The organism is Actinospineispora acaciae DSM 45401, from assembly GCF_000620785.1.
Lineage (GTDB): Bacteria > Actinomycetota > Actinomycetes > Mycobacteriales > Pseudonocardiaceae > Pseudonocardia > Pseudonocardia acaciae.
This window is the reverse complement of sequence record NZ_JIAI01000030.1, coordinates 21982-44295: the sequence shown is the minus strand read 5'-3', so window position 1 is coordinate 44295 and position 22314 is coordinate 21982. Positions and strand designations below refer to the sequence as shown.

The window sequence follows — 22314 nt, the reverse complement described above, 5'->3', positions numbered from 1 at the left end:
TTTGAGGGGTAAGGCCCCCATGAGACTAGTGGGTTGATAGGCCAGAGATGGAAGCCTCGTGAGGGGTGGAGTTGACTGGTACTAATAGGCCGAGGGCTTCACCGCAGCAGTTTGTTCGCATCCACTGTGTGACCCTGAGCAAACAACCACACCTGTGTGGGGTGGTGTTTGTTTGATTGTTGGATAGTTGTGTCGGTGGTTTTAGCGTTGGGGAAACGCCCGGTCCCATTCCGAACCCGGAAGCTAAGCCCTTCAGCGCCGATGGTACTGCACTCGGTAGGGTGTGGGAGAGTAGGACACCGCCGACATTCTTTCTCTTTGGAGGGGGATGACAGGACCTGTTCCTGTCATCCCCCTCTTTTTGTTTGTGTCAGTCGAGAAGAGCGCGCTCCCAGCGTGGGCCGTTGTGGTCGATGTGGTCGGCGTCGGCTTGCCAGATGGCGCCGTGGCCGTCCTCCCAGAGCCGGGACCATGGCTGCGTTCCCGCCGAGGACTGTGCGGCGAGGAAGTCGTACATGGACCGGGTTCGCGGGGCGAGCAGGCCGAGCAGCTCGCGCCGTTGTGGTTCGTCGAGGCCGTAGGCGTCGACCAGGAGGCGGAGCCGGCGAGCCGCCCGTGGCACCGGTACCCGGGGGGACAGCGGGGCGAAGCCGTGCGCGGCGTAGGCCAGGTCCCAGAGGCGCGTGCCGGGAGCGGCGGCGTCCCAGTCGATGAAGGCCCAGCGTCGGTCGCCGACGACGAGGTTCCACGGGGCGAGGTCGTGGTGCGCGATGATCTCGGCGCCGTCGGCGGGGATGAGCGTGCGCCAGCGGGCGTCCGAGGGCGGGACGAAGCCGTCGACCGCGTCGTGGAAGTCGCGGATCAGCCTTCCGACGGTCAGCACGGCGTTGTCCGGCTCCAGCAGGTGGACGTGACCGGGCCAGGGCACGGAGCCGGGCACGAACTCCAGCACCTCCCGTCCCCGCTCGTCGACGCCCAGCGGCCGGGGCGCACCCGGGTAGCCGACCGCTCGCAGGTGGGTGAGCAGGGCCTGCACGGACGGCGTCCAGGGGCCGGCGGGCCGGCGCACGGTGTTCCCGACCCTGACCACGCCGGCGCTCGTGTTCCCGCCGGTCAGCGGTTCTTCCTCCACGCACTCGGAGGTTAGCGTGCCGTCGGTTGGATTCTCGTCACTCTCAGGAACGGAAACTTCCGCGGCCGCGAGCACGTTGGTACGGCTGGACAGGTCGGTCCGGAGTGCATCGAGTGGGGGCTGTGGCGAGATCATGTGGAACCTTCTGGTTTGGCTCGGGTTCGGGCTTCTCGTGGGGTTCATCGCGCGTGCCGTTGTGCCGGGGAAGGACGACATCGGCCTGCTGCGCACGATCGTGCTGGGAGTGGTCGGCTCGGTGGTCGGTGGGCTCGTCTTCGGGTTGCTGACGGTGGGGCTTCGCGGGTTTCAGCCGGCTGATCTCATCGGCTCGGTGATCGGAGCCGTGATCGTCCTGGTGATCTACAACAAGGTCACGGGCAGGAAGCGCAACAGAAGCTGACGCCGGAGTCATCGGCTCGACGCGGGGTTGCACGGTCGCCGGTCGGGTGGGTCCGCGAGATTGGGTTCGTTGGCTTCGCCGAGTCGATGACAGGATGCGTACGTGCACATCAACGAGTGGCTACAGGCGATCCCGCCGGTCGCGATCATCATCGTGGTCGGCGTCGTGATCGGTGTGGAGAGCCTGGGGGTGCCGCTGCCGGGTGAGATCGTGCTGGTCAGTGCGGCGCTGTTGTCCGCTCAGCACGTGGTGGAGCCGCTGTGGGTGGGCGTGGCGGCGAGCGCCGGCGCGATCATCGGGGACACCATCGGGTACTCGATCGGGCGCAAGGGCGGGCGGCCGCTGTTCGAACGGCTCGGGCGGCGGTTCCCGAGGCATTTCGGGCCCGACCATCTGGCGGCCGCCGAGCGGTCGTTCCAGCGGTGGGGCGTGTGGGCGGTGTTCTTCGGCCGGTTCATCGCGCTGCTCCGGATCTTTGCCGGGCCACTCGCGGGAGCGCTGCGGATGCGCTACCCGAAGTTCCTGCTCGCGAACGCCACCGGCGGGATCGTCTGGGCGGGCGGCACCACGGCGGTCATCTACTTCCTGGGCATGGTCGCCGAGCGGTGGCTGCAGCGGTTCTCCTGGGTGGGGCTCATCGTGGCCGTGCTGTGCGGCATGGGGACCGCGCTGATCGTCAAGCGTCGCGCCGCCAGGCAGGCGAAGGTCGGCGGCGCGGTGACCGTCGAGTCCGAAACCGTCGCCGACCGGACGCGCTGAGCCCGGCGCATCACCACGGGGAGGACGGTTCGGGGTTCGCGTCTCGTAGGCTGTGCGGTATGACAAACGGGCGCGCCGACCCTGCTCGCGGCGGTGGTAAGGAGCGTCGAAGCGACGGCTCGGGATGGAAGTCCCAGGGGTCCGGTGGCTCGGCGCCGGATCGTCGACGGACCTCGAAGGGCACCGGCGGAGCGGGCGCGGCTCGCGGCGCACGGTCCACCCGGCGTGAGGGCGCCGGCGCGGCCGGGCGGGACCGGCCCCGGCGCGACGACGGCGGTGACAGGTACCGCTCGGGGCGGTCCGGTGACGGTTCGCGCGGCCAGCGGTCGGGGTCCGGGTCCGGGCAGTGGCGCGGACCGGCACGGGATCGGGACGATGGCGGTCAGGACCGGCGCGGCGGGGGCGGTCGAGGCCCGGCGGCCGACGGGCGGCGCTCCGGTGCGGGGCGGCGCGACGGCGAGCGGCGTGAGTCCGGTGGCTGGCGCGGGCGCGACGGGCGGGGTGAGCCCGACCGGCGAGGCGAGTCCGGCGGCGGGCGGGCGCGTGACGGGCAGCGTGAGCCGTACGGTCGGCGGCCCGGTTACGAGCGCGGGGATCACGGCGACCGGCGGCCCGGGTACGGGCGTCGCGAGGACGACAGGCGGCGGCCGGGTGACGGTGGGCGCGAGCGTGACGGGCGCGGTGCCGGCGAGGACCGGCGGGCTGGTCGGGACCGACGGGAGCGTGACGACCGGCGGCCCGGTGGCGAGCGGCCCGGCGGCGATCGGCGCGGTCAGGGCGATCGGGGGCGGTTCGAGCGCCGGCGGGACGAGGCCGGACGCGGGCCGAGGGACAGGGCGCGGCCGGACGCGGACCGCGGTGGCGAGCGCGCGCCGAGGACGCCGGCCCCGACGCTCCCGGAAGGCCTGGAGGACGTGCAGCTCGACGCCGAGGTCAGGCGCGACCTGAGGGGCCTTCGCCGGGACGTCGCCGACGAGGTCGCCAGGCACCTGGTCGCCGCCGGCAGCCTCCTGTTCGACGAACCGGAGCGGGCGTTGGCGCACGCGCGCTACGCCCGGGGCAAGGCGTCGCGGATCGCGGTGGTGCGTGAGGCGGCCGGGCTGGCCGCCTACCACGCCGGCGAGTGGGCCGAGGCGCTGGCCGAGCTGCGCGCCGCCCGCCGGATGGGCGGCGGGCCGGGCCACCTCGCCGTGATGGCCGACGCCGAGCGCGCCCTGGGCCGCCCGGAGCGCGCGCTCGAGCTCGCGCGCGGACCGGAGGCCGGCGAGCTGGACCGCGCGGAGGCGATCGAGCTGCTCATCGTGGCGTCCGGGGCCCGCCGCGACCTCGGCGAGCGGGACGCCGCCGTGCTGGGCCTGCAGGTGCCCGAGCTGGACCCGGCGCGGCGCGAGCCGTGGACCGCCCGGCTGTTCTACGCCTACGCCGACGCCCTGCTGGCCGCCGGGCGGCGCGAGGAGGCGGTGCGCTGGTTCCTGCACGCCGAGGACGCCGACGAGGACGAGCAGACCGACGCGGCGGACCGGCTCGTCGAGCTGGGCGAAGAACCGAGCGCCGAGGCCGACCCGGCAGTGACCGGCGGGGCGAGCTCGTGAGCGGACTCGCCGACCGGTACGACGCGTTCTTCTTCGACCTCGACGGCACGCTGTTCCGGGGCAGCACCGCGCTGCCGGGCGCGCCGGAGGCGGTGGCCGCCGTGCAATCCGACAAGCGCGTCGTGTTCCTGACCAACAACGGCTCGCGCAACGCCGGCCAGGTGGCCGACCACCTGAGCGAGCTGGGCTTCGGCGCGGCCCCGTCCGACGTCGTGACCAGCGGCCAGGCCGCCGCCGCGATGGCCGCCGACCGGCTGGCGCCGGGTTCGCCGGTGCTCGTGGTCGGCACCGAGGCGCTGGCCGGCCAGGTCACGGAGTCCGGCCTGACCCTCACCCCCCGAGGCGAGGGCGCCCAGGCGGTGGTGCAGGGGCACTCCCCGACCACCGGGTGGGCGCTGCTCGCGGAGGCCTGCCTGGCCATCCGCGCCGGCGCGCTGTGGGTGGCCTGCAACCTGGACGCCACGCTGCCCGACGAGCGGGGCGAGCTGCCCGGCAACGGGGCCATGGTCGCCGCGCTCGCGGTGGCTACCGGGGAACACCCGCTGGTGGCGGGCAAGCCGGAGCCCGGGCTGTTCGAGGAGGCCGTCCGCCGCACCGGCGCGAGGCGTCCGCTGATGGTCGGCGACCGGCTCGGCACCGACATCGCCGGCGCGAACGCGGCCGGGCTGGCCAGCCTGCTGGTGCTCACCGGCGTGTCCGACCCGTCCGCCGCGCTCACCGCCGCCGCACCACACCGCCCGCGCTACATCGGCGCCGACCTCGCCGCCCTGCACGCCGACGACCCGGACCGGCTGGGGGTGGCCGTCCAGGCGCCGTGGCGGGCCCGGCGCGAGGGCGGCGAGCTGGTGCTCGGGGTGGACGCCGGGCCGGGCGGCGCCGATCCCGACCCGATCGCCGCGCTGCGGACGCTGTGCGCCGTGCACTGGGACGCCGGCGGCGGCCAGGTCAGGGTCCGCGCGGACGGCGCGGTGGCAGCCCGGGCGGTGGCGGCGCTTCGGCTCAGCGGCGCGTTGGGCGCAGGGCCGGCGGAGAAGTCGGCTAGCGTGGGAGAGCGATGAACCCGCACGAACCCGCGCCGAGTCCGAGCCCCGACCCGTCACCGGCCATCGCCGACGCGCTGGACGGGCTGGACGCCCGCCCGACCGCCCAGCACGTGGCCGCGTTCGAGCGGGTGCACGCGGCGCTGACCGATGCGTTGTCGGCGATCGACGGGGTGTGAGGCGGTGCCCCGCCGGGCGCGGTTGGACGCCGAGCTGGTGCGGCGCGGACTGGCGCGGTCCCGCCAGCAGGCGTCCGAGCTGATCGAGGGCGGCCGGGTGCTGGTGCGCGGGGTGGCCGCCAGCAAGCCGGCGACCGCCGTGGAGACCGACGCCCCGGTGGTCGTCCGCGAGGGCGACGGCCCGGACTGGGCGTCAAGGGGCGCGCTCAAGCTGCTCGGCGCGCTGGCGGCGTTCGAGCCGGCGGGGCTGTCCGTGGCCGGCCGGCGCTGCCTGGACGCCGGCGCGTCCACCGGCGGGTTCACCGACGTGCTGCTGCACCGGGGCGCCGCCGAGGTGGTGGCCGTCGACGTCGGCTACGGCCAGCTCGCCTGGCGGCTGCGCAGCGACGACCGGGTGCGGGTGCTGGACCGCACCAACGTCCGGGCGCTGTCCCCCGACCAGATCGGCGGCCCGGCCACGCTGACCGTCGCGGACCTGTCGTTCATCTCGCTGCGCACCGTGCTGCCGGCGCTGACCGCGTGCACCGCGCGCGACGGCGACCTGCTGCCGATGGTCAAGCCGCAGTTCGAGGTGGGCCGGGCGCGGGTGGGCGCCGGGGGAGTGGTGCGCGAACCGGCCACCCGGCGCGACGCGCTGGCCGAGGTCGCCGCCGAGGCCGCCGGCCTGGGCTGGTGGGTCCAGGGCGCGGTGGCCAGCCCGGCGCCAGGCCCGGCCGGCAACGTGGAGTACTTCGTCTGGCTACGGGCCGGGGAGGACGCCCGGCGCCCCGAGGAGGACGTGCGCGACATGCTGGAGCGTGCGGTACGGGAGGGGCCACAGTGACGCGCGAGGCGTTGTTGGTGGTGCACTCCGGGCGCAAGGCGAACCAGGAGGTGGCCGCGGGCGTCGTGCGCCGGCTGGCGCACGGCGGGATACGGCTGCGCATCTTCGCCGACGAGCTGCTGGAGCTGCCCGTCGACCTGCCGCCCGGCATGGAGCCGATCCCGGTCGAGCCAGGCCCGGAGGCCGCCGAGGGCGCCGAGGTGGTGCTGGTGCTCGGCGGCGACGGCACGCTGCTGCGTGCGGCCGAGCTGGCCAGGCCGGCCGGCATCCCGCTGCTCGGGGTGAACCTGGGCCGGGTGGGGTTCCTCGCCGAGGCCGACCCGGAGTCGCTGGACGACGCGGTGACCGCCGTGATCGAGGGCAACTACCAGGTCGACGAGCGGATGACGCTGGAAGCGGCGGTGGTGATCAACGGCGGGCCGGTGCGCCGCACCTGGGCGCTCAACGAGGCCTGCGTGGAGAAGACCAGCCGCGAGCGGATCCTCGAGGTCGTGCTGGAGGTGGATGGCCGGCCGCTGACCGGTTTCGGCTGCGACGGGGTGCTGTGCGCGACCCCGACCGGGTCCACCGCGTACACCTTCTCCGCCGGCGGCCCGGTGATCTGGCCGGAGGTGCGGGCGTTGCTGTTGATGCCGCTGGCCGCGCACGCGCTGTTCGCCCGGCCGGTGGTGATCTCGCCCGGCTCGGCGGTGGCCATCGAGGTGGACGCCAGGGGGTATCCGGCCGTGCTGGTGTGCGACGGGCGGCGGACCATCCCGGTCCCGCCGGGCGCGCGGGTGGAGCTGGCCCAGGGCGAGCTGCCGGTGCGGCTGGTGCGCCTGCGCGAGCAGCCGTTCACCGACCGGCTGGTGCGCAAGTTCGCGCTGCCGGTGCGCGGCTGGCGCGGCGCGCCGACACCACCGGAGCCAAGGTGACCGTCCTGCCTCGGTACGTCGGTCCCCGGTCATAGACTGCCGCGCATGCTGGCCGAAATGCGGATCCAGGGGCTTGGCGTCATCGACGACGCCACGCTCGAGCCGCACCCGGGGCTGACCGTCCTCACCGGCGAGACCGGCGCGGGCAAGACCATGGTGGTCACCGGGCTGACCCTGCTCGGCGGCGGCCGCGCGGAGTCGTCGCGGGTGTCCGAGGGCGTCGGCCGCGCGCTGGTGGAGGGGCGGTTCGCGGCCGGTGAGCCGGCGCTGCGCATCGCCGAGGAGGTCGGCGCGGAGGCCGACGAGGACGGCACGCTGATCGCGGTGCGGACGGTGAACGCGGACGGCCGCTCCCGCGCGCACCTGGGCGGCCGCTCGGTGCCGGTGGGCGTGCTGTCCCGGCTGTCCGAGGCGGTGCTGGCCGTGCACGGGCAGAACGACCAGCTGCGGCTGATGCGCGCCGGCGAGCAGCGGGCGGTGCTGGACAGGTTCGCCGGCGACGCGGTGGACCGGCCACTGGCCGACTACCGCGACGTGCGGGAGCGGTGGCGCCAGGCCTGCGCCGAGCTGGTCGAACGACGCGACAGCGCGCGCGAGCTGGCCAGGGAGGCGGACCTGCTGCGGCACGGGCTGTCCGAGATCGGCGCGGTGAACCCCCAGCCCGGCGAGGACGTCGCGCTGGTCGAGGAGGCGCGCCGGCTGGCCGCCGCCGACGACCTGCGCTCCGCGGCCGGTGGCGCCCGGCTGGCGGTGGCCGGCGGGGACGGCGAGGCGAGCGCCGCCGTCGACGAGCCGCCCGGGGCGCTGGGCCTGCTCGGGGAGGCGCGCAGGCTGCTCGGCGGGGCGGGCGACCCGGCGCTGGAACGGCTGGAGCCCCGGCTCGCCGAGGCCGCCGTGCTGCTCGGCGACGTGGCCGACGAGCTGGGCGGCTACCTGGAGTCGCTGGACGCCGACCCGGAGCGGCTGCAGGCGGTGCTGGCGCGGCAGTCCGAGCTGCGCGCGCTGACCCGCAAGTACGCGGCCGACTCCGACGGCGTGCTGCGCTGGGCCGAGCAGGCCGAGCAGCGGCTGGCCGGCATCGACACCAGCGACGAGGCGATCGCCGAACTGGAGGCCCGCCGCGACAAGCTGGCCGGCGAGCTGGCCGGCCACGCCGAGGCGGTGTCGGCGGCGCGCCGCGAGGCCGCCGGGCGGCTCGCCGGGGCGGTCACCGAGGAGCTGTCCGGGCTGGCCATGCCGGACGCCCGGCTGCTGGTCGAGCTGTCCCGCCGGGAGCTGGACGGGCCGGCGGCGCACGGCGGCCGCGACGGCGGCGGGCTGGAGCTGGGCGGGCGCTGGGTGGCGGCCGGGCCGGACGGCGTGGACGAGGTGGAGCTGCGGCTGGTGCCGCACGCGGGCTCGCCGCCGGTGCCGCTGCACAAGGGTGCCTCCGGCGGCGAGCTGTCCCGGGTGATGCTCGCGCTCGAGGTGGTGCTCGCCGACGCGGACCCGGTGCCGACGATGGTGTTCGACGAGGTCGACGCCGGGGTCGGCGGCCGGGCGGCGGTGGAGATCGGGCGCCGGCTGGCCCGCCTCGCCGCCAGCCACCAGGTGATCGTGGTGACCCACCTGCCGCAGGTGGCCGCGTACGCGGACCGGCACGTGGTGGTGGACAAGCGGGGCGCCTCGGGCAACGGTGTGGTGAAGGGCCGGGTGCGCACGCTCGGCGAGCCGGACCGGGTGGTCGAGCTGGCCCGGATGCTGGCCGGCCTGGACGACACCAGCACCGGCCGGGCGCACGCCGAGGAGCTGCTGGCCACCGCGAGCCGGGAGAAGGCGGAGGCCAGGAAGGCTACCGCCCGCTGAGGAGCGGCCCGGCGTGCTTGACGCCCCGCAGCACGGGTGCGGTCTCGATCGCGCGCACGCCGTTCAGGGTGGAGACCCGGTGGGTCAGGTACTCGTACAGCGCGGGCACGCTGGCGCAGGCCACGCTGGCGTGCAGGTTGGTGGCGCCGGTGGTGGCGGCGGCGAACGCGACCTCGGGATGACCGGCCAGGGCCTTGCCGGCGGCGTCCAGCGACCGGGGGTCGACGGTGAGCCAGAGCATCGTCCACACCGCCCGGCCAGGGAACATGCGCGTGTCGAAGTCGACGTCGAAGTACAGCGCCCCGCCGCCGCGCAGCTCCGCGAGCCGCCGCCGCACCGTGGACGGTGACCAGCCGGTGACCCGGCACAGCTCGCCGAACCCGGCACGGGCGTCCCGGCCGAGCGCCTCGACCAGCCGCCGGTCCTCGTCGGACAGCGGGGTGTCCCGCCCGGCCGTCGGCTCCGGTTGCAGGCGGCGGACCTGGTCGGGGGTGAGCGCGCCCTGCTTGGCGATCAGGCTCAGCGGGCCGCCGTAGAAGACGTGTAGCAGGCAGTGCGCGTTGACCTGCTCGATCCGGGGCGTGCGCGGCAGGTGTTCGAGCAGCAGCGCCTCGCCGTCCCGGTCGGCCCCGCCGCGCAGCGCGCACACGATCTCGGTGCCGCCCGAGGTGAGGCGCACCCAGGCGGTGTCCACCCGGCGCGCCAGCGCCCGCGCCACCTCGCCCGCCGCGGCCGGCGCACAGCGGACCCTGACCAGCCACGGCATCCCCCCGCCCAGGTAGGGGTCCGCCAGACCCACCACCCGCACCGCCCCGGAGGACCGCAGCCGGGCGTAGCGGCGCGCGACCGTCTTGTCCGAGACCCCCAGCACCGCCGCGATCCGGCTGAACGCGGCCCGCGCGTCGACCTGGAGCGCGTGTACGAGCTGGCGGTCGAGGTCGTCGTACGAGTCGGATTTCACCACTTGAGCCTATGCAACGCCGAAAAATGTCGCCTTCAGCTCGACTGATGGACCCCTCGCCCCGCCGGCCGCCACATTCGGGACATGGACTTCGACGTGATCGTGGCGGGCGCGGGCCCGACCGGGCTGATGGCCGCGGCCGAGCTGGCGCTGGGCGGCGCCAGGCCGGTGGTCTTCGAGAGGCTCGCCGCGCGCAGCCAGCTGTCCAGGGCCGGCGGCGTCACGCCGCGCACGGCGGAGCTGTTCGACCAGCGCGGCCTGCTGGAGCCGCTGCTCGCCACGGGCGACTACCCCGAGGTGCGGGTCGGCCAGTTCGCCGGGCTGCCCGTCGACTTCGGCCGCTGGCCCAGCCGCCACCCCGGCTACTTCGTCACCCAGGCCACCATCGAGACGTTCCTGGAACACCACCTGGCCGGCCTCGACGTGCCCGTGCTCTGGGGCCACCCGGTGGTCGACGTGCTGGCCGACGCCGACGGTGTGACGGTGGTGGTCGACGGCCCGCGCCGGCACCGCGCCCGCTACCTGGTGGCGGCCGACGGTGCCCGGAGCACGGTCCGCAAGGCGCTGAACATCGACTTCCCCGGCCGCCCCGGGACGTGCACGGCGGTGATCTCCGATGTCGTGCTCACCGGCGCGTCCGCCACCGTCGTCGGGCACGCCGCGAGCGAGCACGGGCACTGGGCGCTGCAGTTCCCGCTGGAGGACGGCCTGCGCCGGTTGGTGCTCGGCGGCCCCGGCTCGCCGCCGGCCTGCGACCGGGACACCCCGGTCACCGAGAAGGAGCTGCGCCGGGGCATCGAGGCTGTCTACGGCGGCGAGGTCGAGCTGGTCGAGTTGCGCCGCGCGGTGCGCATCGACGACGCCGCCCGGCAGCTCGCCCGTTACCGGCACGGCCCGGTGTTCTTCGCCGGCGACGCCGCGCACATCCACCTGCCGCTGGGAGGCCAGGGCATGAACCTGGGCATCGGCGACGCCGTCAACCTGGGCTGGAAGCTGGCAGCCTCGGTGCGCGGCTGGGCGCCGCCCGGCCTGCTGGACAGCTACCAGCACGAACGCCACCCGGTAGGCGCCGGGGTGCTGGCCAACACCCGCGCGCAGAGCCTGCTGATGGACTGGCCGGGCACCGCGAACCCCGACCGAGGCCCGCTGCGCGCGCTGATCGGCGAGCTGCTGACGCTGCCGGACACCGGCCGGGCGCTCGCCGGGATGATGACCGGCCTGGACATCCGCTACCCGCTCGGCGGTGACGACCCGCTGGTCGGCATGCGGATGCCTGACCTGGACCTGGTCGTGGACGGCCGCCCCACCCGGGTGGCCGAGCTCCTGCGCACCGGGCGCGGCCTGCTGCTGCACCCGGAGCCGCGTGCCGACCTGCCCGGCGCGCCCGACCGCGTCAACCGCGTCGACCGCGCCCAGGCACCCACCGAGCTCACCCTGGTCCGCCCGGACGGCCACGTCTGCTGGGCACACGGCCCCGGCACCGTCGAGCGCGCGCTGAAGACCTGGTTCGGCCGCGCCTGACCCGCACCAGGGGTCAAGCGCGGCGCGCCGAAGAAGCCCGACTCGCCGTGTCAAATCCCGGGACTCGCAACCGGCGCTTGACACCATCAGCGCCATGAAAATGTCCGGTTTGCTCTCCGCCGTCACGCTCAGGGACCGTCGTGAGCTGCCGGGGTTGTCCGGCACGGCCCGGGTGGATCGCAACACCGACGCGCTGTTGCGGCGGGTGGGTCCCGGCGACATCGCCGTGCTGGACGAGATCGACGTGGACCGGGTCACGGCGGACGCGCTGGTCGCGGCGGGGGTCGTCGCGGTGGTCAACGCCGCGCCGTCCATCTCGGGGCGGTTCCCGAACCTCGGGCCGCACGCGCTGATCGAGGCGGGCGTCACGCTGGTCGACGGGCTCGGCGAGGAGGTACTGCGCCGGGTCAGGGACGGCGCCAAGGTCAGGGTGCACGACGGCGCGGTATACCTCGGCGAGGAGCTGGTCGCCCAGGGCGTCGCGCAGACCGCCGACTCGGTGGCCACCGCCATGCACGACGCCAAGGAAGGGCTGGTCAACCAGCTCGAGGCGTTCTCGGCGAACACCATCGAGTTCATGCGCCAGGACCGGGCGCTGCTGCTGGACGGGATCGGCGTGCCGGACGTGCGGGTCCCGCTGGCCGGGCACCACGTGCTGGTGGTGGCCACCGGCGCGGACCACTCCGAGGAGCTGGCCGCGCTGCGCCGCTACATCAAGGAGTACCACCCGGTGCTGGTCGGCGTGGGCGCCGGCGCGGACGCGTTATGGCGTGCCGGGCACCGTCCCGACCTGATCGTGGGCGACCCGGCCGAGATCTCCGACCGGGCGCTGACCTGCGGCGCCGACGTGGTCGTCCCGGCGTTCGCGGACGGCCACGCGCCCGGGCTGCACCGGGTGCAGGACCTCGGAGCCGGCGCGGTGACCTTCCCCGCCTCCGGCAACCCGGAGGACCTCGCGCTGCTGCTGGCCCACCACCACGGCGCCAGCCTGATCGTCACCATCGGCTTCCAGGCCACCCTGGCGGAGTTCCTGGACCGCAGCAGGGCCGGCAGCAACGCCTCGACGTTCCTGACCCGGCTGCGGGTGGGCAGCCTGCTGGTGGACGGGCGGGCGGTGGCCGCGCTGTACCGCAGCCCGGTCTCGGCGGGCGCGGTGGCCATGCTGGTCGGCGCGGTGCTGCTGGCCACCGTGGTCACGCTGCTGGTGTCCGACGCCGGGCCGGCGCTGCTCGGCTACCTGGACCGCGGCTGGCTGTGGCTGCTCGGGACCGTCACGGGATGGTTGTAGATGCTGACGTTGCGCTACCACCTGGTCTCGCTGGTCGCGGTGTTCCTGGCGCTCGCGGTGGGGGTGGTGCTCGGCTCCACCGGGGTCAGCCACAACCTGCTGGCCGTGGTGGCCGGCGACCGCGAGCAGCTCACCAAGCAGATCGACGCGCTCAGCGCCCAGCGCAGCGAGCTGGAGGCCCGGCAGCGGGCGGCCAACGGGTTCACCGCCACGGTGGCCCCGAGCGTGGTGAAGGGCCAGCTCGACCAGCGCAAGGTGGTACTGGTGACGGCCGCCGACGCCGACCCGGTGGACCGGGACGCGGTGCGCCAGCTGGTGACCGACGCCGGCGGCGCGGTGACCGGCGAGCTGAGCCTCACCGAGGCCATCACCGACCCGACCCGCGCGGACGCCATCCGCGACCTGAGCACCCGGCTGCTGCCCAGCGGCGCCCAGCTGCCCGCCGCGACCGACGCCGGCGGCCTCGTCGGCGGACTGCTCGGCAGCGTGCTGCTGACCAAGGCGAACGGGCAGGCGAACGGGCGCGCGGCGGACCAGGGCACCGCCGCGATCACCGGGCTCACCGAGGCGGGCTTCCTGCGCGCGGGCGCCAAGCCGGCCCCGGCGCAGCTCGCCGTCGTGCTCACCGGCGGCGGCCTGGCCGGCCCCGACTCCGCCGAGCGCGCCGCCACGCTGGCCCGGCTGGCCGGCGAGCTGGACCGGGTCGGCGGCGGCGCGGTGCTCGCCGGGCGCACCGGGGTGGAGCGGGCCACCGGGGCGGTCGGCGTGGTCCGGGCCGACCCCACCACCTCGTCCACGCTGTCCACGGTGGACGACGTACAGACCGCCGTCGGCAGGGTGGCCACCGTGCTGGCGCTGCGGGAACAGGCCGAGGGACGGGCCGGGCGCTACGGCGAGGCGGCCAACGCGCAGGCGCCGATCCCGGGCGCATCGACCGGCTAGCTCGGCGGTGGCACGTCCCACACACCATTTGACACTATTGGCTCTTGTAAAAATAGTGCCATTTTGGTGAAGTTGATGATGCACCCGAGGAGGTGTGTCATGCTCAGCGACCACGAACGCGAGACACTGGACAGGATTCAGCGGGAGCTCGTGATCGAGGATCCCCGCTTCACCGAGGCTTTCGACCGCGGGGCGCGCCGCCTGGCGGTGTGCCCGCGCCACATGGTGCCGATCCAGTTGAAGAACTTCAGGCCGGTCGGAATGGCGATGAGAAAGCTCGTGAAGGAGAAGAACGCGAGCAGCACCGCGCCGGTGGCGTACATGTGGTGCGCCCACACGGCCGACGACAGGCCGGCGATCGCGATCGTCGCGCAGATCATCGTCTTGTAGCTGCCCGTGCGGGATCTCGCGCACGTCCAGCACCGTGGGCAACGCGACCAGCTCACCAGCCACGAACTATTTTTACAAGGGCTATTCGTGTTAAATTAGCCAACGCCACGGTGACCTGCGCGGACCTGCGTGGCGAGGAAGGATGGGTGCGGTGAGTGAGCGTCGAGAACGGGTCCTCGCCGTCATCCAGGGTGCCGGGCGGCCGGTCGGGGTGGCCGAGGTGGCCGAGCGGGTCGGCGTGCACGCCAACACCGCGCGGTTCCACCTCGAGGCGCTGGTGGACGACGGGGTCATCGACCGGATCACGGACGCCCCCTCCGGGCGGGGCCGGCCTCCGATCAGCTACCGGGCGCGGCCCGGCCTGGCCAGGGGCGGGACGCGTCGCTACCGGCTGCTGGCCGAGATCCTGCTCAGCCATCTCGCCGCCGGTGACGAGCCGGCCGGGTCCGCCACCGGGGCCGGGCGGCTGTGGGGGGCTCACCTGGTCGCCAGGCCCGTGCCGGGTCACACCGTGGACGCCGAGGAGGCCGTCGACCGGCTCGTCACGATGCTCGACGAGCTCGACTTCGCACCCGAGCGGCTGGTCGACCGGTCCGGCGCCGGTCGGATCCGGCTGCGGCACTGCCCGTTCCTGGAGCTGGCCGAGCCGCACCGGGACCTGGTGTGCAAGCTGCACCTGGGGTTGATGCAGGGAGCCCTGGACCAGCTCGGCGCCCCGATCGTCGCGACCGACCTGCGTCCCTTCGCCGAGCCCACCGCCTGCCTGGCCGACCTCGAACCGGCGGCCCGCTGACCCCGCTCCTGAGCAGGTACGGCGTTACCCCACACGGTTATATGCGATCACAGTCGGACCAATCCGCCGCGTCGGGCGCGCGAATGGCCCAAGCAGTGTTACCGTGAGTGTCCGTGCAGACGCGCGCTACCAGGCATGTCTTCGTCACCGGCGGGGTTGCTTCCTCTCTGGGCAAGGGACTCACCGCCTCCAGCCTCGGCCAGTTGCTCACCGCTCGCGGCCTGCGGGTGATCATGCAGAAACTGGACCCCTACCTGAACGTCGATCCCGGCACGATGAACCCCTTCCAGCACGGCGAGGTGTTCGTCACCGAGGACGGCGCCGAGACCGATCTCGACATCGGTCACTACGAACGATTCCTGGACCGGAACCTGTCCGGCCAGGCGAACGTCACCACCGGCCAGGTCTACTCCACGGTGATCGCCAAGGAGCGGCGCGGGGAGTACCTGGGCGACACCGTCCAGGTCATCCCGCACATCACCAACGAGATCAAGGACCGGATCCTGGGCATGGCCGCGCCGGACGCCCTCGGCGGCGTGCCGGACGTGGTGATCACCGAGGTGGGCGGCACCGTCGGTGACATCGAGTCGCTGCCGTTCCTGGAGGCCGCTCGCCAGATCCGCCACGACGTGGGCCGGGACAACTGCTTCTTCCTGCACGTCTCGCTGGTGCCGTTCCTGGCGCCGTCCGGCGAGCTCAAGACCAAGCCGACCCAGCACTCGGTCGCGGCGCTGCGCAACATCGGCATCCAGCCCGACGCGCTGGTCTGCCGGGCCGACCGGGAGATCCCCGACGCGCTCAAGCGCAAGATCAGCCTCATGTGCGACGTGGACTGCGACGGCGTGGTCGCCGCGCCGGACGCCCCGTCGATCTACGACATCCCGAGGGTGCTGCACACCGAGGGGCTGGACGCCTACGTGGTGCGCCGGCTCGGGCTGCCGTTCCGGGACGTGGACTGGACGGTGTGGGGCGACCTGCTGGACCGGGTGCACCACCCGAAGGAGACGGTCAGGATCGCGCTGGTCGGCAAGTACGTGGACCTGCCCGACGCGTACCTCTCGGTGACCGAGGCGCTGCGCGCCGGCGGGTTCGCCCACCGCGCGCACGTCGAGGTGACCTGGGTGACCTCGGACGACTGCGAGGGCGCCGGCGCGGCCCACGCGCTCGCCGGCGTGGACGGCGTGCTCATCCCCGGCGGGTTCGGCATCCGGGGCATCGAGGGCAAGATCGGCGCGATCCGGTACGCCCGCCAGCGCGGCATCCCGGTGCTCGGGCTGTGCCTGGGCCTGCAGTGCATGGTCGTCGAGGTGGCCCGCTCGCTGGCCGGGCTGGACGGCGCCAGCTCGGCGGAGTTCGACCCGGACACCCCGCACGCGGTGATCTCCACCATGGCCGACCAGGAGGACGTGGTGGCCGGCGAGCGGGACATGGGCGGCACCATGCGCCTGGGCGCCTACCCGGCCCTGCTCGCCGAGGGCACCGTCACCGAGGCGGCCTACGGCACCACCCGGGTCTCCGAGCGGCACCGGCACCGCTACGAGGTGGCCAACGAGTACCGGGACAAGCTGATCGAGGCCGGGCTGGTGGTGTCGGGCACCTCGCCGGACGGTCGGCTGGTGGAGTTCGTGGAGCTGGCCGAGGAGAGGCACCCGTTCTTCGTAGGCACCCAGGCGCACCCGGAGCTCAAGAGCCGCCCGACCCGGCCGCACCCGCTGTTCCGCGCGTTCGTGGCGGCCGCCATGCGCTACCGGGCGGCGGACCGGCTGCCCGTGGAGCTGCCCGGCGAGGCGCCGGAGCACGCCGGGATGGCCTGGTGACCCGGCACGCATTCCCGGTCAGGGGCAGCAGGGAGATCTACCGGGGCCGGGTGATGGCGGTGCGCGCCGACGAGGTGGAGATGCCCGGCGGCCGCGTCGCCACCCGGGAGATCCTGGAGCACCCCGGCGCGGTGGCCATCGCGGCGCTGGACGCGGACGGTCGGCTGGCCGTCATCCACCAGTACCGGCACCCGGTGCGCCGCCGGCTGGCCGAGCTGCCGGCCGGGCTGCTCGACGTGGCCGGGGAGGACCCGGCGGCGACCGCGGCGCGCGAGCTGGCGGAGGAGGCCGGGCTGGCGGCGTCCGAGTGGTCGGTGCTGCTGGACCTGGTGCCCTCGCCGGGGTTCAGCGACGAGAGCGTGCGGGCGTACCTGGCCAGGGGGCTCTCGGAGGTGCCCCGCCCGGACCTCGGCGACGACGAGGAGTCCGAGCTGGAGCTGAGCTGGGTGCCCGTCGAGGAGGCGGTGCGGTCGGTGCTGGCCGGCGAGATCGTCAACGCGGTCTCGGCGGCGGCGGTGCTGGCGGTGCACGCCGTGCTCTCGGGGGTGGCGCGGCCCCGGCCGGTGGACTCGCCGTGGCCGGACCGCCCGACCGCGTTCGCGTCCGCCGCGAGCTGACGGCTTGCTTATTGACCGAGCGGCCAATAGTGTTGGCCACGTGGTCAATAAGCGGTTCTCCGGCGACCTGGGCGCCGTCAACGTCGTCGCCTGGGTCTACGTCGCACTCGTGCTCGGGACGCTGGTGGCGCTGGCGGTGCTGTCCGAGGCCGCCTCACGGCTGGCGACCGAGGAGGCATGGGGTCATGCGGTGATCGTCGCGGTGTTCGCCGTGGTGCTGCCGCTGCGGCTGCGGGCCGCCAATCGCGGCAGCGCACGGGCGCTGCGAGCGGTGGGGATCATCGCGGCGGTGCTGCTGGTGGTGAACGTCGTCGAGGCATCCCTGCCCGGTGCCTTCCCGACCTGGATGCGCGGCGAGATGGTCGCGGTTGCCGCCGTGATGCTGCTCCTGCTCGGGTGCGTCGCGCGGGCGCGGCGGCAGGCGTAGGAGCGCGCGGTGTCCAGGCCACGCGAACGGCTCGGGGAGGAGCGGCGGCGCGAGCAGATCATCCGCGCCACCCTCGAGGTCGTGTCCGAGCGCGGCTACGAGTACGCATCCCTGGCCCACATCGCACGGGCCGCCGGTGTGTCCAAGGGCCTGGTCTCGCACTACTTCGGGACCAAGGACGACCTGATGGCGACCGCCGCGCGGGTCACGATGACCGAGCTGCGCGACGCCGTGGCGTCCGAGCTGGATCTCACCGCGCCGGTCCCGGACGTGATCCGGTCGGCGCTGCGCCATGCCGCACAGCTGGGACGTACCCACTCGACCGAGTTCAGGGCGCTCACCCGGATCACCCACAACCTGCGCGGACCGGACGGGCTGCCCCGCCTCACCCTCGCCGACTACGAGGACACCTACCGGGCCCAGGAGATGCTGTTCCGCCGCGGTCAGGAGGAAGGCACCCTGCGCGGGTTCGACACCCGGGTCATGGCGGTGACCTACCAGGGCGCGATCGACATGATGCTCGCCTACCTCGACGAGCACCCCGACATCGACCCGGTTCACTATGCCGACGCCCTCGCGGACATCCTCCTGGCCGGGGCGGTCGGATAGCCGGCCGTAGGATGGCGCCCTCATGACGGTAGTGGGCACGGCGGCCGCTTCGACGGTGCCGACCGGGACGGCGCCGGCCGGTGCCGCGCCCACCCCTGCGTCGACCCCCGCGTCCACCCCCGCGCCGCGTCCCGCGCCCGCCGAGGAACCGGTCGTGCCACCCGGGGTCGCCGAGCTGCTGCGCGGCTACCTCGACCACCTCGTCGTGGAGCGCGGGATCGCCGAGAACACCCTCCGGTCCTACCGTCGTGACCTGCGGCGATACGGCGAGTACCTGGGCACTCGCGGCGTCGCGGAGCTGTCCGAGGTCACCGAGGCGATGGTGTCGGACTTCCTGGCCGGGCTGCGCGAGGGCGACCCCGGGCACCCCCCGCTGGCCACCTCCTCGGCGGCGCGCACGCTGGTCGCGGTGCGCGGGCTGCACCGGTTCGCGGTCCGCGACGGCCTGCTGGCCACCGACGTGGCCCGTGACGTGCATCCGCCCACCCCGCCGCGCCGGCTGCCCAAGGCGCTCCCGCTGGACCGGGTGGAGCGGCTGCTGGAGGCCTGCGGGCTGGACGAGCCGCTGAGCCTGCGCGACCGGGCCCTGCTGGAGCTGCTCTACTCCACCGGCGCCCGCATCTCCGAGGCCGTCGGCCTGGACCTGGACGACGTCGACCTCGACGACCGCAGCGCCCTGCTCGCGGGCAAGGGCGGCAAGCAGCGGCTGGTGCCGATCGGCCGGCCGGCGGTGGCCGCGCTGGAGGCGTACCGGGTGCGGTCCCGTCCGGGCCTGGCGATGCGCGGGCGGGGCAGCCCCGCGCTGTTCCTCAACGCGCGCGGCGGGCGGCTGTCCCGGCAGAGCGCCTGGCAGGCGTTGCGGACCGCCGCCGAGCGCGCCGGCGTGACCGAGCCGGTGTCGCCGCACACCCTGCGCCACTCCTTCGCCACGCACCTCCTGGAAGGCGGCGCGGACGTCCGCGTGGTGCAGGAGCTGCTCGGCCACGCGTCCGTCACCACAACTCAGGTGTACACACTGGTCACGGTGGACTCACTGCGCGAGGTCTACACACTGGCGCACCCCCGTGCCCGGGGATAACAGGGCACTGAAAAAGACGACACGCCATCGGCGGGGCGCTTTGGGCGGTGTCGGGGCCGCCGCCTACCCTGTCGGTGGACATTTGTCAGAGGAGCCCCCATGTCGACACCCCGGCCGACGAACCCAGGGCCGGTGCCAGCCGACGATCCATCACCCCCGGAGGACCACATCGGCGGCCGCCACCGCGCCAGCGCCCCCGAGCCCGCCCCGCTGAGCTTTCACGGGCCGGCCCGGGTCATCGCGGTGGCGAACCAGAAGGGTGGGGTGGGCAAGACCACCTCGGCGATAAACCTCGGGGCGACCCTCGCCGAGTACGGCCGGCGGGTGCTGCTGGTGGACTTCGACCCGCAGGGCGCGCTGTCGGTGGGCCTCGGCGTACAGCCGCAGCAGCTCGAACGCACCGTCCACGACCTGCTCATCAGCAACGACAGCAAGCCCGACGAGGTCGTCATCCCGACCAAGGTGCCCGGGATGGACCTGCTGCCGAGCAACATCGACCTGTCGGCCGCCGAGGTTCAGCTGGTCACCGAGGTGGGCAGGGAGCACGCCCTGAGCCGCGCCATCCAGCCGCTGCTGGCGGACTACGACATGGTGCTGGTGGACTGCCAGCCGTCGCTGGGCCTGCTCACCATCAACGCGCTGGCCTGTGCGGACAGCGTGCTGATCCCGCTGGAATGTGAGTACTTCAGCCTGCGCGGGGTGGCGCTGCTGATCGACACCATCGAGAAGGTACGAGCCCGGTTGAACCCCAAGCTGTCCATCAGCGGCATCGTGGCCACCATGTACGACCCGCGCACCGTGCACACCCGGGAGGTGCGCACCCGGGTCGTCGAGGCGTTCGGCGAGCTGGTCTACGACGCCACCATCAACCGGACCGTCAAGTTCCCGGAGACCACCGTGGCCGGTGAGCCGATCACGCGGTGGGCGCCGACCTCGTCGGGTGCCCAGGCGTACCGGCACCTGGCCCGGGAAGTCATCGCGCGGGAGGCGGCGGCGCAGTGAGCGTGCTCGCGACACCGGAGCGTGCGCCGGAGCAGGTCCAGTCCGGCGAGTTACCCCCACCGAGGTTCACGGTGAGCCTGGAGAACTTCAACGGTCCGTTCGACCTGCTGCTCCAGCTGATCAACCGGCACGAGCTGGACGTCACCGAGGTCGCCCTGCACCAGGTGACCGACGACTTCATCGCCCACACCAGGGCGCTGGCCGACTCCGGCGAGGACGCCGACCTGGACGAGATCACCGAGTTCCTGGTGATCGCGGCGACCCTGCTGGACCTCAAGGCGGCCCGCCTGCTGCCCGGGACCGACGTCGAGGACGTCGAGGACCTGGCCCTGCTGGAGGCGCGCGACCTGCTGTTCGCCCGCCTGCTGCAGTACCGGGCGTACAAGCAGGTCGCCGGCCTTTTCGTCGAGCTGGAGGCCTCGGCGCTGCGCCGCTACCCGCGGTCGGTGGCGCTGGAGGGCCGCTACACCGAGCTGCTGCCCGAGGTCATGCTGGGGATGGACGCCCAGCGGTTCGCCGAGCTGGCCGCCGCCGTGTTCCGCCCCAAGCCGCCGCCGACCGTCTCCCTGGAGCACCTGCACGCCGGTCGCGTCTCGGTGCCCGAGCACATGGCGGTGCTGCGCGAACGGCTGGCCGAGCTGGGCCGGGCCAGCTTCCACCAGCTCACCGCCGACTGCGAGGAACCGCTGCAGGTCGTCGCTCGTTTCCTGGCCGTGCTGGAGCTGTTCCGGGAGGCGAGCGTGGCGCTGGACCAGGAGGAGGCGTTCGGCGAGCTGATCGTGAGCTGGACCGGGCGGGAGGACCGGCCGTGATCGAGACCGAGGAGCCCGAGACCGAAGAGCCCGAGGTCGTCGAGGCGCTGGATCCGGACGAGCTGGCCGACGACGACGTCCTGGAGCGGGCGCTGGAGGCGCTGCTGCTGGTGGTCGACGAGCCGGCGGACGAGGCGGGGCTGGCCGAGGCGCTCGGGCAGCCCACCGAGCGGGTCACCGAGGCGCTGCACCGGCTGACCGCCCGCTACCGCGACGAGGACCGGGGCATCGACCTGCGCCAGGTGGGCGGCGGCTGGCGGTTCTACACCCGGGACCGCTACGCCCCCTACGTCGAGCGGATGATGCGCGACGGCCAGCGCGCCAAGCTGACCCGCGCCGCGCTGGAGACCCTCGCGGTGGTGGCCTACCGCCAGCCGGTGACCAGGGCGCGGGTGTCGGCGGTGCGCGGCGTCAACGTCGACGGCGTGATGCGGACGCTGCTGACCAGGGGCCTGGTCGAGGAGACCGGCGTCGACCCGCAGACCCAGGGCATCCTGTACCGCACCACCGAGCTGTTCCTGGAACGGCTCGGGCTGTCCTCGCTGGCGGAGCTACCCCCGCTGGCCCCGCTGTTGCCCGAGGTGGACGCGATCGACGATGTCTGACCAGCGTTCCGACATCGCAGCGGCGCCGACGGGCATCCGGCTGCAGAAGGTGCTCTCCCAGGCGGGCGTCGCGTCGCGGCGGGCCGCCGAGGAGCTCATCGCCGAGGGCCGGGTGAGCGTGGACGGCGAGGTGGTCCGGCAGATGGGCCGGCGCATCGACCCGTCCGTCGCGGTGGTCCGGGTGGACGGCGCCCGCGTCGAGCTGCGCGACGACGTGGTGCACCTGGCCCTGAACAAGCCGCGCGGCGTGCTGTCCGCGATGTCCGACGACAGGGGCCGCCCGTGCGTCGGCGACCTGGTCGCCGGGCGCGGGGACCGGCTGTTCCACGTCGGCCGGCTGGACGCGGACACCGAGGGCCTGCTGCTGCTCACCAACGACGGCGAGCTCGGGCACCGGCTGATGCACCCCTCGTTCGAGGTCGGCAAGACCTACCTCGCCGAGGTGCCCGGCCCGATCCCGCGCGACCTGGGCCGGCGGATGCGCGACGGCGTCGAGCTGGCCGACGGCCCCGTCCGGGTCGACTCCTTCCGCGTGGTGGACTCGCACGCCGGCAAGGCCATGGTGGAGCTGCGCCTGCACGAAGGCCGCAAGCACGTCGTCCGCCGCCTGCTCGACGAGGTCGGCCACCCCGTCCGCCGGCTGGTCCGCACCGCGATCGCCGACGTCAAGCTCGGCCCCCAACGCCCCGGCACCCTCCGCCCGCTCACCAGGCCCGAGCTCGCCTCCCTCTACAAGGCCGTCGGCCTCTAACCCCCAGGTCAGACCCC

At 74.1% G+C, this 22314-nt stretch carries 23 protein-coding genes, 2 rRNA genes and 2 pseudogenes; 24 read left to right on the top strand and 3 right to left on the bottom strand.

The genetic code is table 11. The annotated features are described in order from the left end of the window. Positions 1–105, top strand: a 23S ribosomal RNA gene (locus N912_RS0146420); the annotation flags it as partial. Positions 106–191: 86 nt separating this feature from the next. Beyond that, positions 192–308: ribosomal RNA gene (gene rrf / locus N912_RS0146415) — 5S ribosomal RNA — on the top strand. 62 nt (positions 309–370) lie between these two features. Here the strand turns inward: rrf and N912_RS0146410 are convergent. Beyond that, entirely contained in the window at positions 371–1132 is a 762-nt protein-coding gene (locus N912_RS0146410; protein WP_211261641.1) for a phosphotransferase, read from the bottom strand. 133 nt (positions 1133–1265) lie between these two features. On the opposite strand from N912_RS0146410, the gene N912_RS0146405 reads away from it, so the two are divergent. From N912_RS0146405 to recN, 8 genes are all read left to right on the top strand, one after another. After that, the gene (locus N912_RS0146405) at positions 1266–1532 is read left to right on the top strand and encodes a GlsB/YeaQ/YmgE family stress response membrane protein (RefSeq protein ID WP_425415403.1); all 267 of its coding nucleotides are present in this window, start codon (positions 1266–1268) and stop codon (positions 1530–1532) included. Between the two features lie 102 nt (positions 1533–1634). Beyond that, complete coding sequence (locus N912_RS0146400; protein ID WP_028927796.1) at positions 1635–2291, top strand: DedA family protein; 657 nt, start codon at positions 1635–1637, stop codon at positions 2289–2291. A 59-nt stretch (positions 2292–2350) separates the two neighbouring features. Continuing rightward, entirely contained in the window at positions 2351–3883 is a 1533-nt protein-coding gene (locus N912_RS63045; protein WP_084212023.1) for a hypothetical protein, read from the top strand. Then, a complete protein-coding gene (locus N912_RS59090; RefSeq protein ID WP_051581745.1) occupies positions 3880–4941 on the top strand; it encodes an HAD-IIA family hydrolase in 1062 nt (353 codons plus the stop codon). The genes N912_RS63045 and N912_RS59090 overlap by 4 nt, the downstream gene beginning before the upstream one ends. After that, positions 4938–5102: a hypothetical protein gene (locus tag N912_RS64845; RefSeq protein ID WP_169748079.1), complete on the top strand. Its 165-nt coding sequence runs from the start codon at positions 4938–4940 to the stop codon at positions 5100–5102. Before N912_RS59090 ends, N912_RS64845 begins: the two co-directional genes overlap by 4 nt. A 4-nt stretch (positions 5103–5106) precedes the next feature. Continuing rightward, a complete protein-coding gene (locus tag N912_RS0146380) occupies positions 5107–5925 on the top strand; it encodes a TlyA family RNA methyltransferase (RefSeq protein WP_028927795.1) in 819 nt (272 codons plus the stop codon). Next, positions 5922–6839, top strand: a complete 918-nt coding sequence (locus tag N912_RS0146375) for an NAD kinase (RefSeq protein WP_028927794.1) — start codon at positions 5922–5924, stop codon at positions 6837–6839. The genes N912_RS0146380 and N912_RS0146375 overlap by 4 nt, the downstream gene beginning before the upstream one ends. A gap of 45 nt (positions 6840–6884) precedes the next feature. Beyond that, a complete protein-coding gene (recN, locus tag N912_RS0146370) occupies positions 6885–8684 on the top strand; it encodes a DNA repair protein RecN (protein ID WP_028927793.1) in 1800 nt (599 codons plus the stop codon). On the opposite strand, the gene N912_RS0146365 is transcribed toward recN, so the two are convergent. Then, positions 8671–9645 (bottom strand): Lrp/AsnC family transcriptional regulator, encoded by a 975-nt coding sequence (locus N912_RS0146365; RefSeq protein ID WP_028927792.1) that lies wholly within the window; start codon positions 9643–9645, stop codon positions 8671–8673. The genes recN and N912_RS0146365 overlap by 14 nt on opposite strands. A gap of 84 nt (positions 9646–9729) precedes the next feature. Between N912_RS0146365 and N912_RS0146360 the strand changes: the two genes are divergently transcribed. The 4 genes and pseudogenes from N912_RS0146360 to N912_RS66300 all read left to right on the top strand — a co-directional run. Continuing rightward, complete coding sequence (locus N912_RS0146360; RefSeq protein WP_028927791.1) at positions 9730–11166, top strand: FAD-dependent monooxygenase; 1437 nt, start codon at positions 9730–9732, stop codon at positions 11164–11166. Positions 11167–11260: 94 nt separating this feature from the next. Continuing rightward, a complete protein-coding gene (gene steA, locus N912_RS0146355) occupies positions 11261–12454 on the top strand; it encodes a putative cytokinetic ring protein SteA (RefSeq protein WP_028927790.1) in 1194 nt (397 codons plus the stop codon). Next, entirely contained in the window at positions 12455–13396 is a 942-nt protein-coding gene (locus N912_RS0146350) for a copper transporter (RefSeq protein WP_028927789.1), read from the top strand. Positions 13397–13471: 75 nt separating this feature from the next. Beyond that, a pseudogene (locus tag N912_RS66300) lies at positions 13472–13588 on the top strand (DUF3040 domain-containing protein); the annotation flags it as partial. A gap of 20 nt (positions 13589–13608) precedes the next feature. Here the strand turns inward: N912_RS66300 and N912_RS64840 are convergent. Continuing rightward, a pseudogene (locus N912_RS64840) lies at positions 13609–13767 on the bottom strand (cbb3-type cytochrome c oxidase subunit I); the annotation flags it as partial. Between the two features lie 161 nt (positions 13768–13928). On the opposite strand from N912_RS64840, the gene N912_RS0146340 reads away from it, so the two are divergent. The 10 genes from N912_RS0146340 (at position 13929) to N912_RS0146295 (ending at position 22297) form a co-directional block, all read left to right on the top strand. Further along, a complete protein-coding gene (locus N912_RS0146340) occupies positions 13929–14579 on the top strand; it encodes a helix-turn-helix transcriptional regulator (RefSeq protein ID WP_028927788.1) in 651 nt (216 codons plus the stop codon). A 113-nt stretch (positions 14580–14692) separates the two neighbouring features. After that, positions 14693–16396, top strand: coding sequence for a CTP synthase (locus N912_RS0146335; protein ID WP_425415402.1), 1704 nt, complete (start codon positions 14693–14695; stop codon positions 16394–16396). Next, on the top strand, positions 16393–17013 hold the full coding sequence (locus N912_RS0146330; protein WP_028927786.1) for an NUDIX domain-containing protein: 621 nt from the start codon (positions 16393–16395) through the stop codon (positions 17011–17013). The genes N912_RS0146335 and N912_RS0146330 overlap by 4 nt, the downstream gene beginning before the upstream one ends. Positions 17014–17053: 40 nt before the next feature. Continuing rightward, on the top strand, positions 17054–17440 hold the full coding sequence (locus N912_RS0146325) for a hypothetical protein (protein WP_028927785.1): 387 nt from the start codon (positions 17054–17056) through the stop codon (positions 17438–17440). Between the two features lie 9 nt (positions 17441–17449). Further along, positions 17450–18049, top strand: a complete 600-nt coding sequence (locus tag N912_RS0146320) for a TetR/AcrR family transcriptional regulator (protein ID WP_028927784.1) — start codon at positions 17450–17452, stop codon at positions 18047–18049. Positions 18050–18071: 22 nt separating this feature from the next. After that, on the top strand, positions 18072–19127 hold the full coding sequence (xerD, locus tag N912_RS0146315) for a site-specific tyrosine recombinase XerD (RefSeq protein WP_084212021.1): 1056 nt from the start codon (positions 18072–18074) through the stop codon (positions 19125–19127). 99 nt (positions 19128–19226) lie between these two features. Then, positions 19227–20129, top strand: a complete 903-nt coding sequence (locus N912_RS59080; protein WP_037070192.1) for a ParA family protein — start codon at positions 19227–19229, stop codon at positions 20127–20129. Positions 20130–20131: 2 nt separating this feature from the next. After that, positions 20132–20941: a segregation and condensation protein A gene (locus N912_RS59075; protein WP_051581748.1), complete on the top strand. Its 810-nt coding sequence runs from the start codon at positions 20132–20134 to the stop codon at positions 20939–20941. Then, positions 20914–21546 carry an SMC-Scp complex subunit ScpB gene (gene scpB, locus N912_RS59070; RefSeq protein ID WP_051581747.1) on the top strand — a complete coding sequence of 211 codons (633 nt, stop codon included), beginning with the start codon at positions 20914–20916 and terminating at the stop codon, positions 21544–21546. The genes N912_RS59075 and scpB overlap by 28 nt, the downstream gene beginning before the upstream one ends. After that, on the top strand, positions 21539–22297 hold the full coding sequence (locus tag N912_RS0146295; protein WP_051581744.1) for a pseudouridine synthase: 759 nt from the start codon (positions 21539–21541) through the stop codon (positions 22295–22297). The genes scpB and N912_RS0146295 overlap by 8 nt, the downstream gene beginning before the upstream one ends. The last annotated feature ends 17 nt before the right edge of the window (positions 22298–22314 follow it).

Coding starts and splice junctions, on each gene's coding strand:
- xerD (WP_084212021.1), top strand. CDS start 18,072: ATGACGGTAGTGGGCACGGCGGCCGCTTCGACGGTGCCGACCGGGACG.
- N912_RS64845 (WP_169748079.1), top strand. CDS start 4,938: ATGAACCCGCACGAACCCGCGCCGAGTCCGAGCCCCGACCCGTCACCG.
- N912_RS59080 (WP_037070192.1), top strand. CDS start 19,227: ATGTCGACACCCCGGCCGACGAACCCAGGGCCGGTGCCAGCCGACGAT.
- N912_RS0146405 (WP_425415403.1), top strand. CDS start 1,266: ATGTGGAACCTTCTGGTTTGGCTCGGGTTCGGGCTTCTCGTGGGGTTC.
- N912_RS0146340 (WP_028927788.1), top strand. CDS start 13,929: ATGGGTGCGGTGAGTGAGCGTCGAGAACGGGTCCTCGCCGTCATCCAG.
- N912_RS0146350 (WP_028927789.1), top strand. CDS start 12,455: ATGCTGACGTTGCGCTACCACCTGGTCTCGCTGGTCGCGGTGTTCCTG.
- N912_RS0146360 (WP_028927791.1), top strand. CDS start 9,730: ATGGACTTCGACGTGATCGTGGCGGGCGCGGGCCCGACCGGGCTGATG.
- N912_RS0146295 (WP_051581744.1), top strand. CDS start 21,539: ATGTCTGACCAGCGTTCCGACATCGCAGCGGCGCCGACGGGCATCCGG.
- steA (WP_028927790.1), top strand. CDS start 11,261: ATGAAAATGTCCGGTTTGCTCTCCGCCGTCACGCTCAGGGACCGTCGT.
- N912_RS63045 (WP_084212023.1), top strand. CDS start 2,351: ATGACAAACGGGCGCGCCGACCCTGCTCGCGGCGGTGGTAAGGAGCGT.
- recN (WP_028927793.1), top strand. CDS start 6,885: ATGCTGGCCGAAATGCGGATCCAGGGGCTTGGCGTCATCGACGACGCC.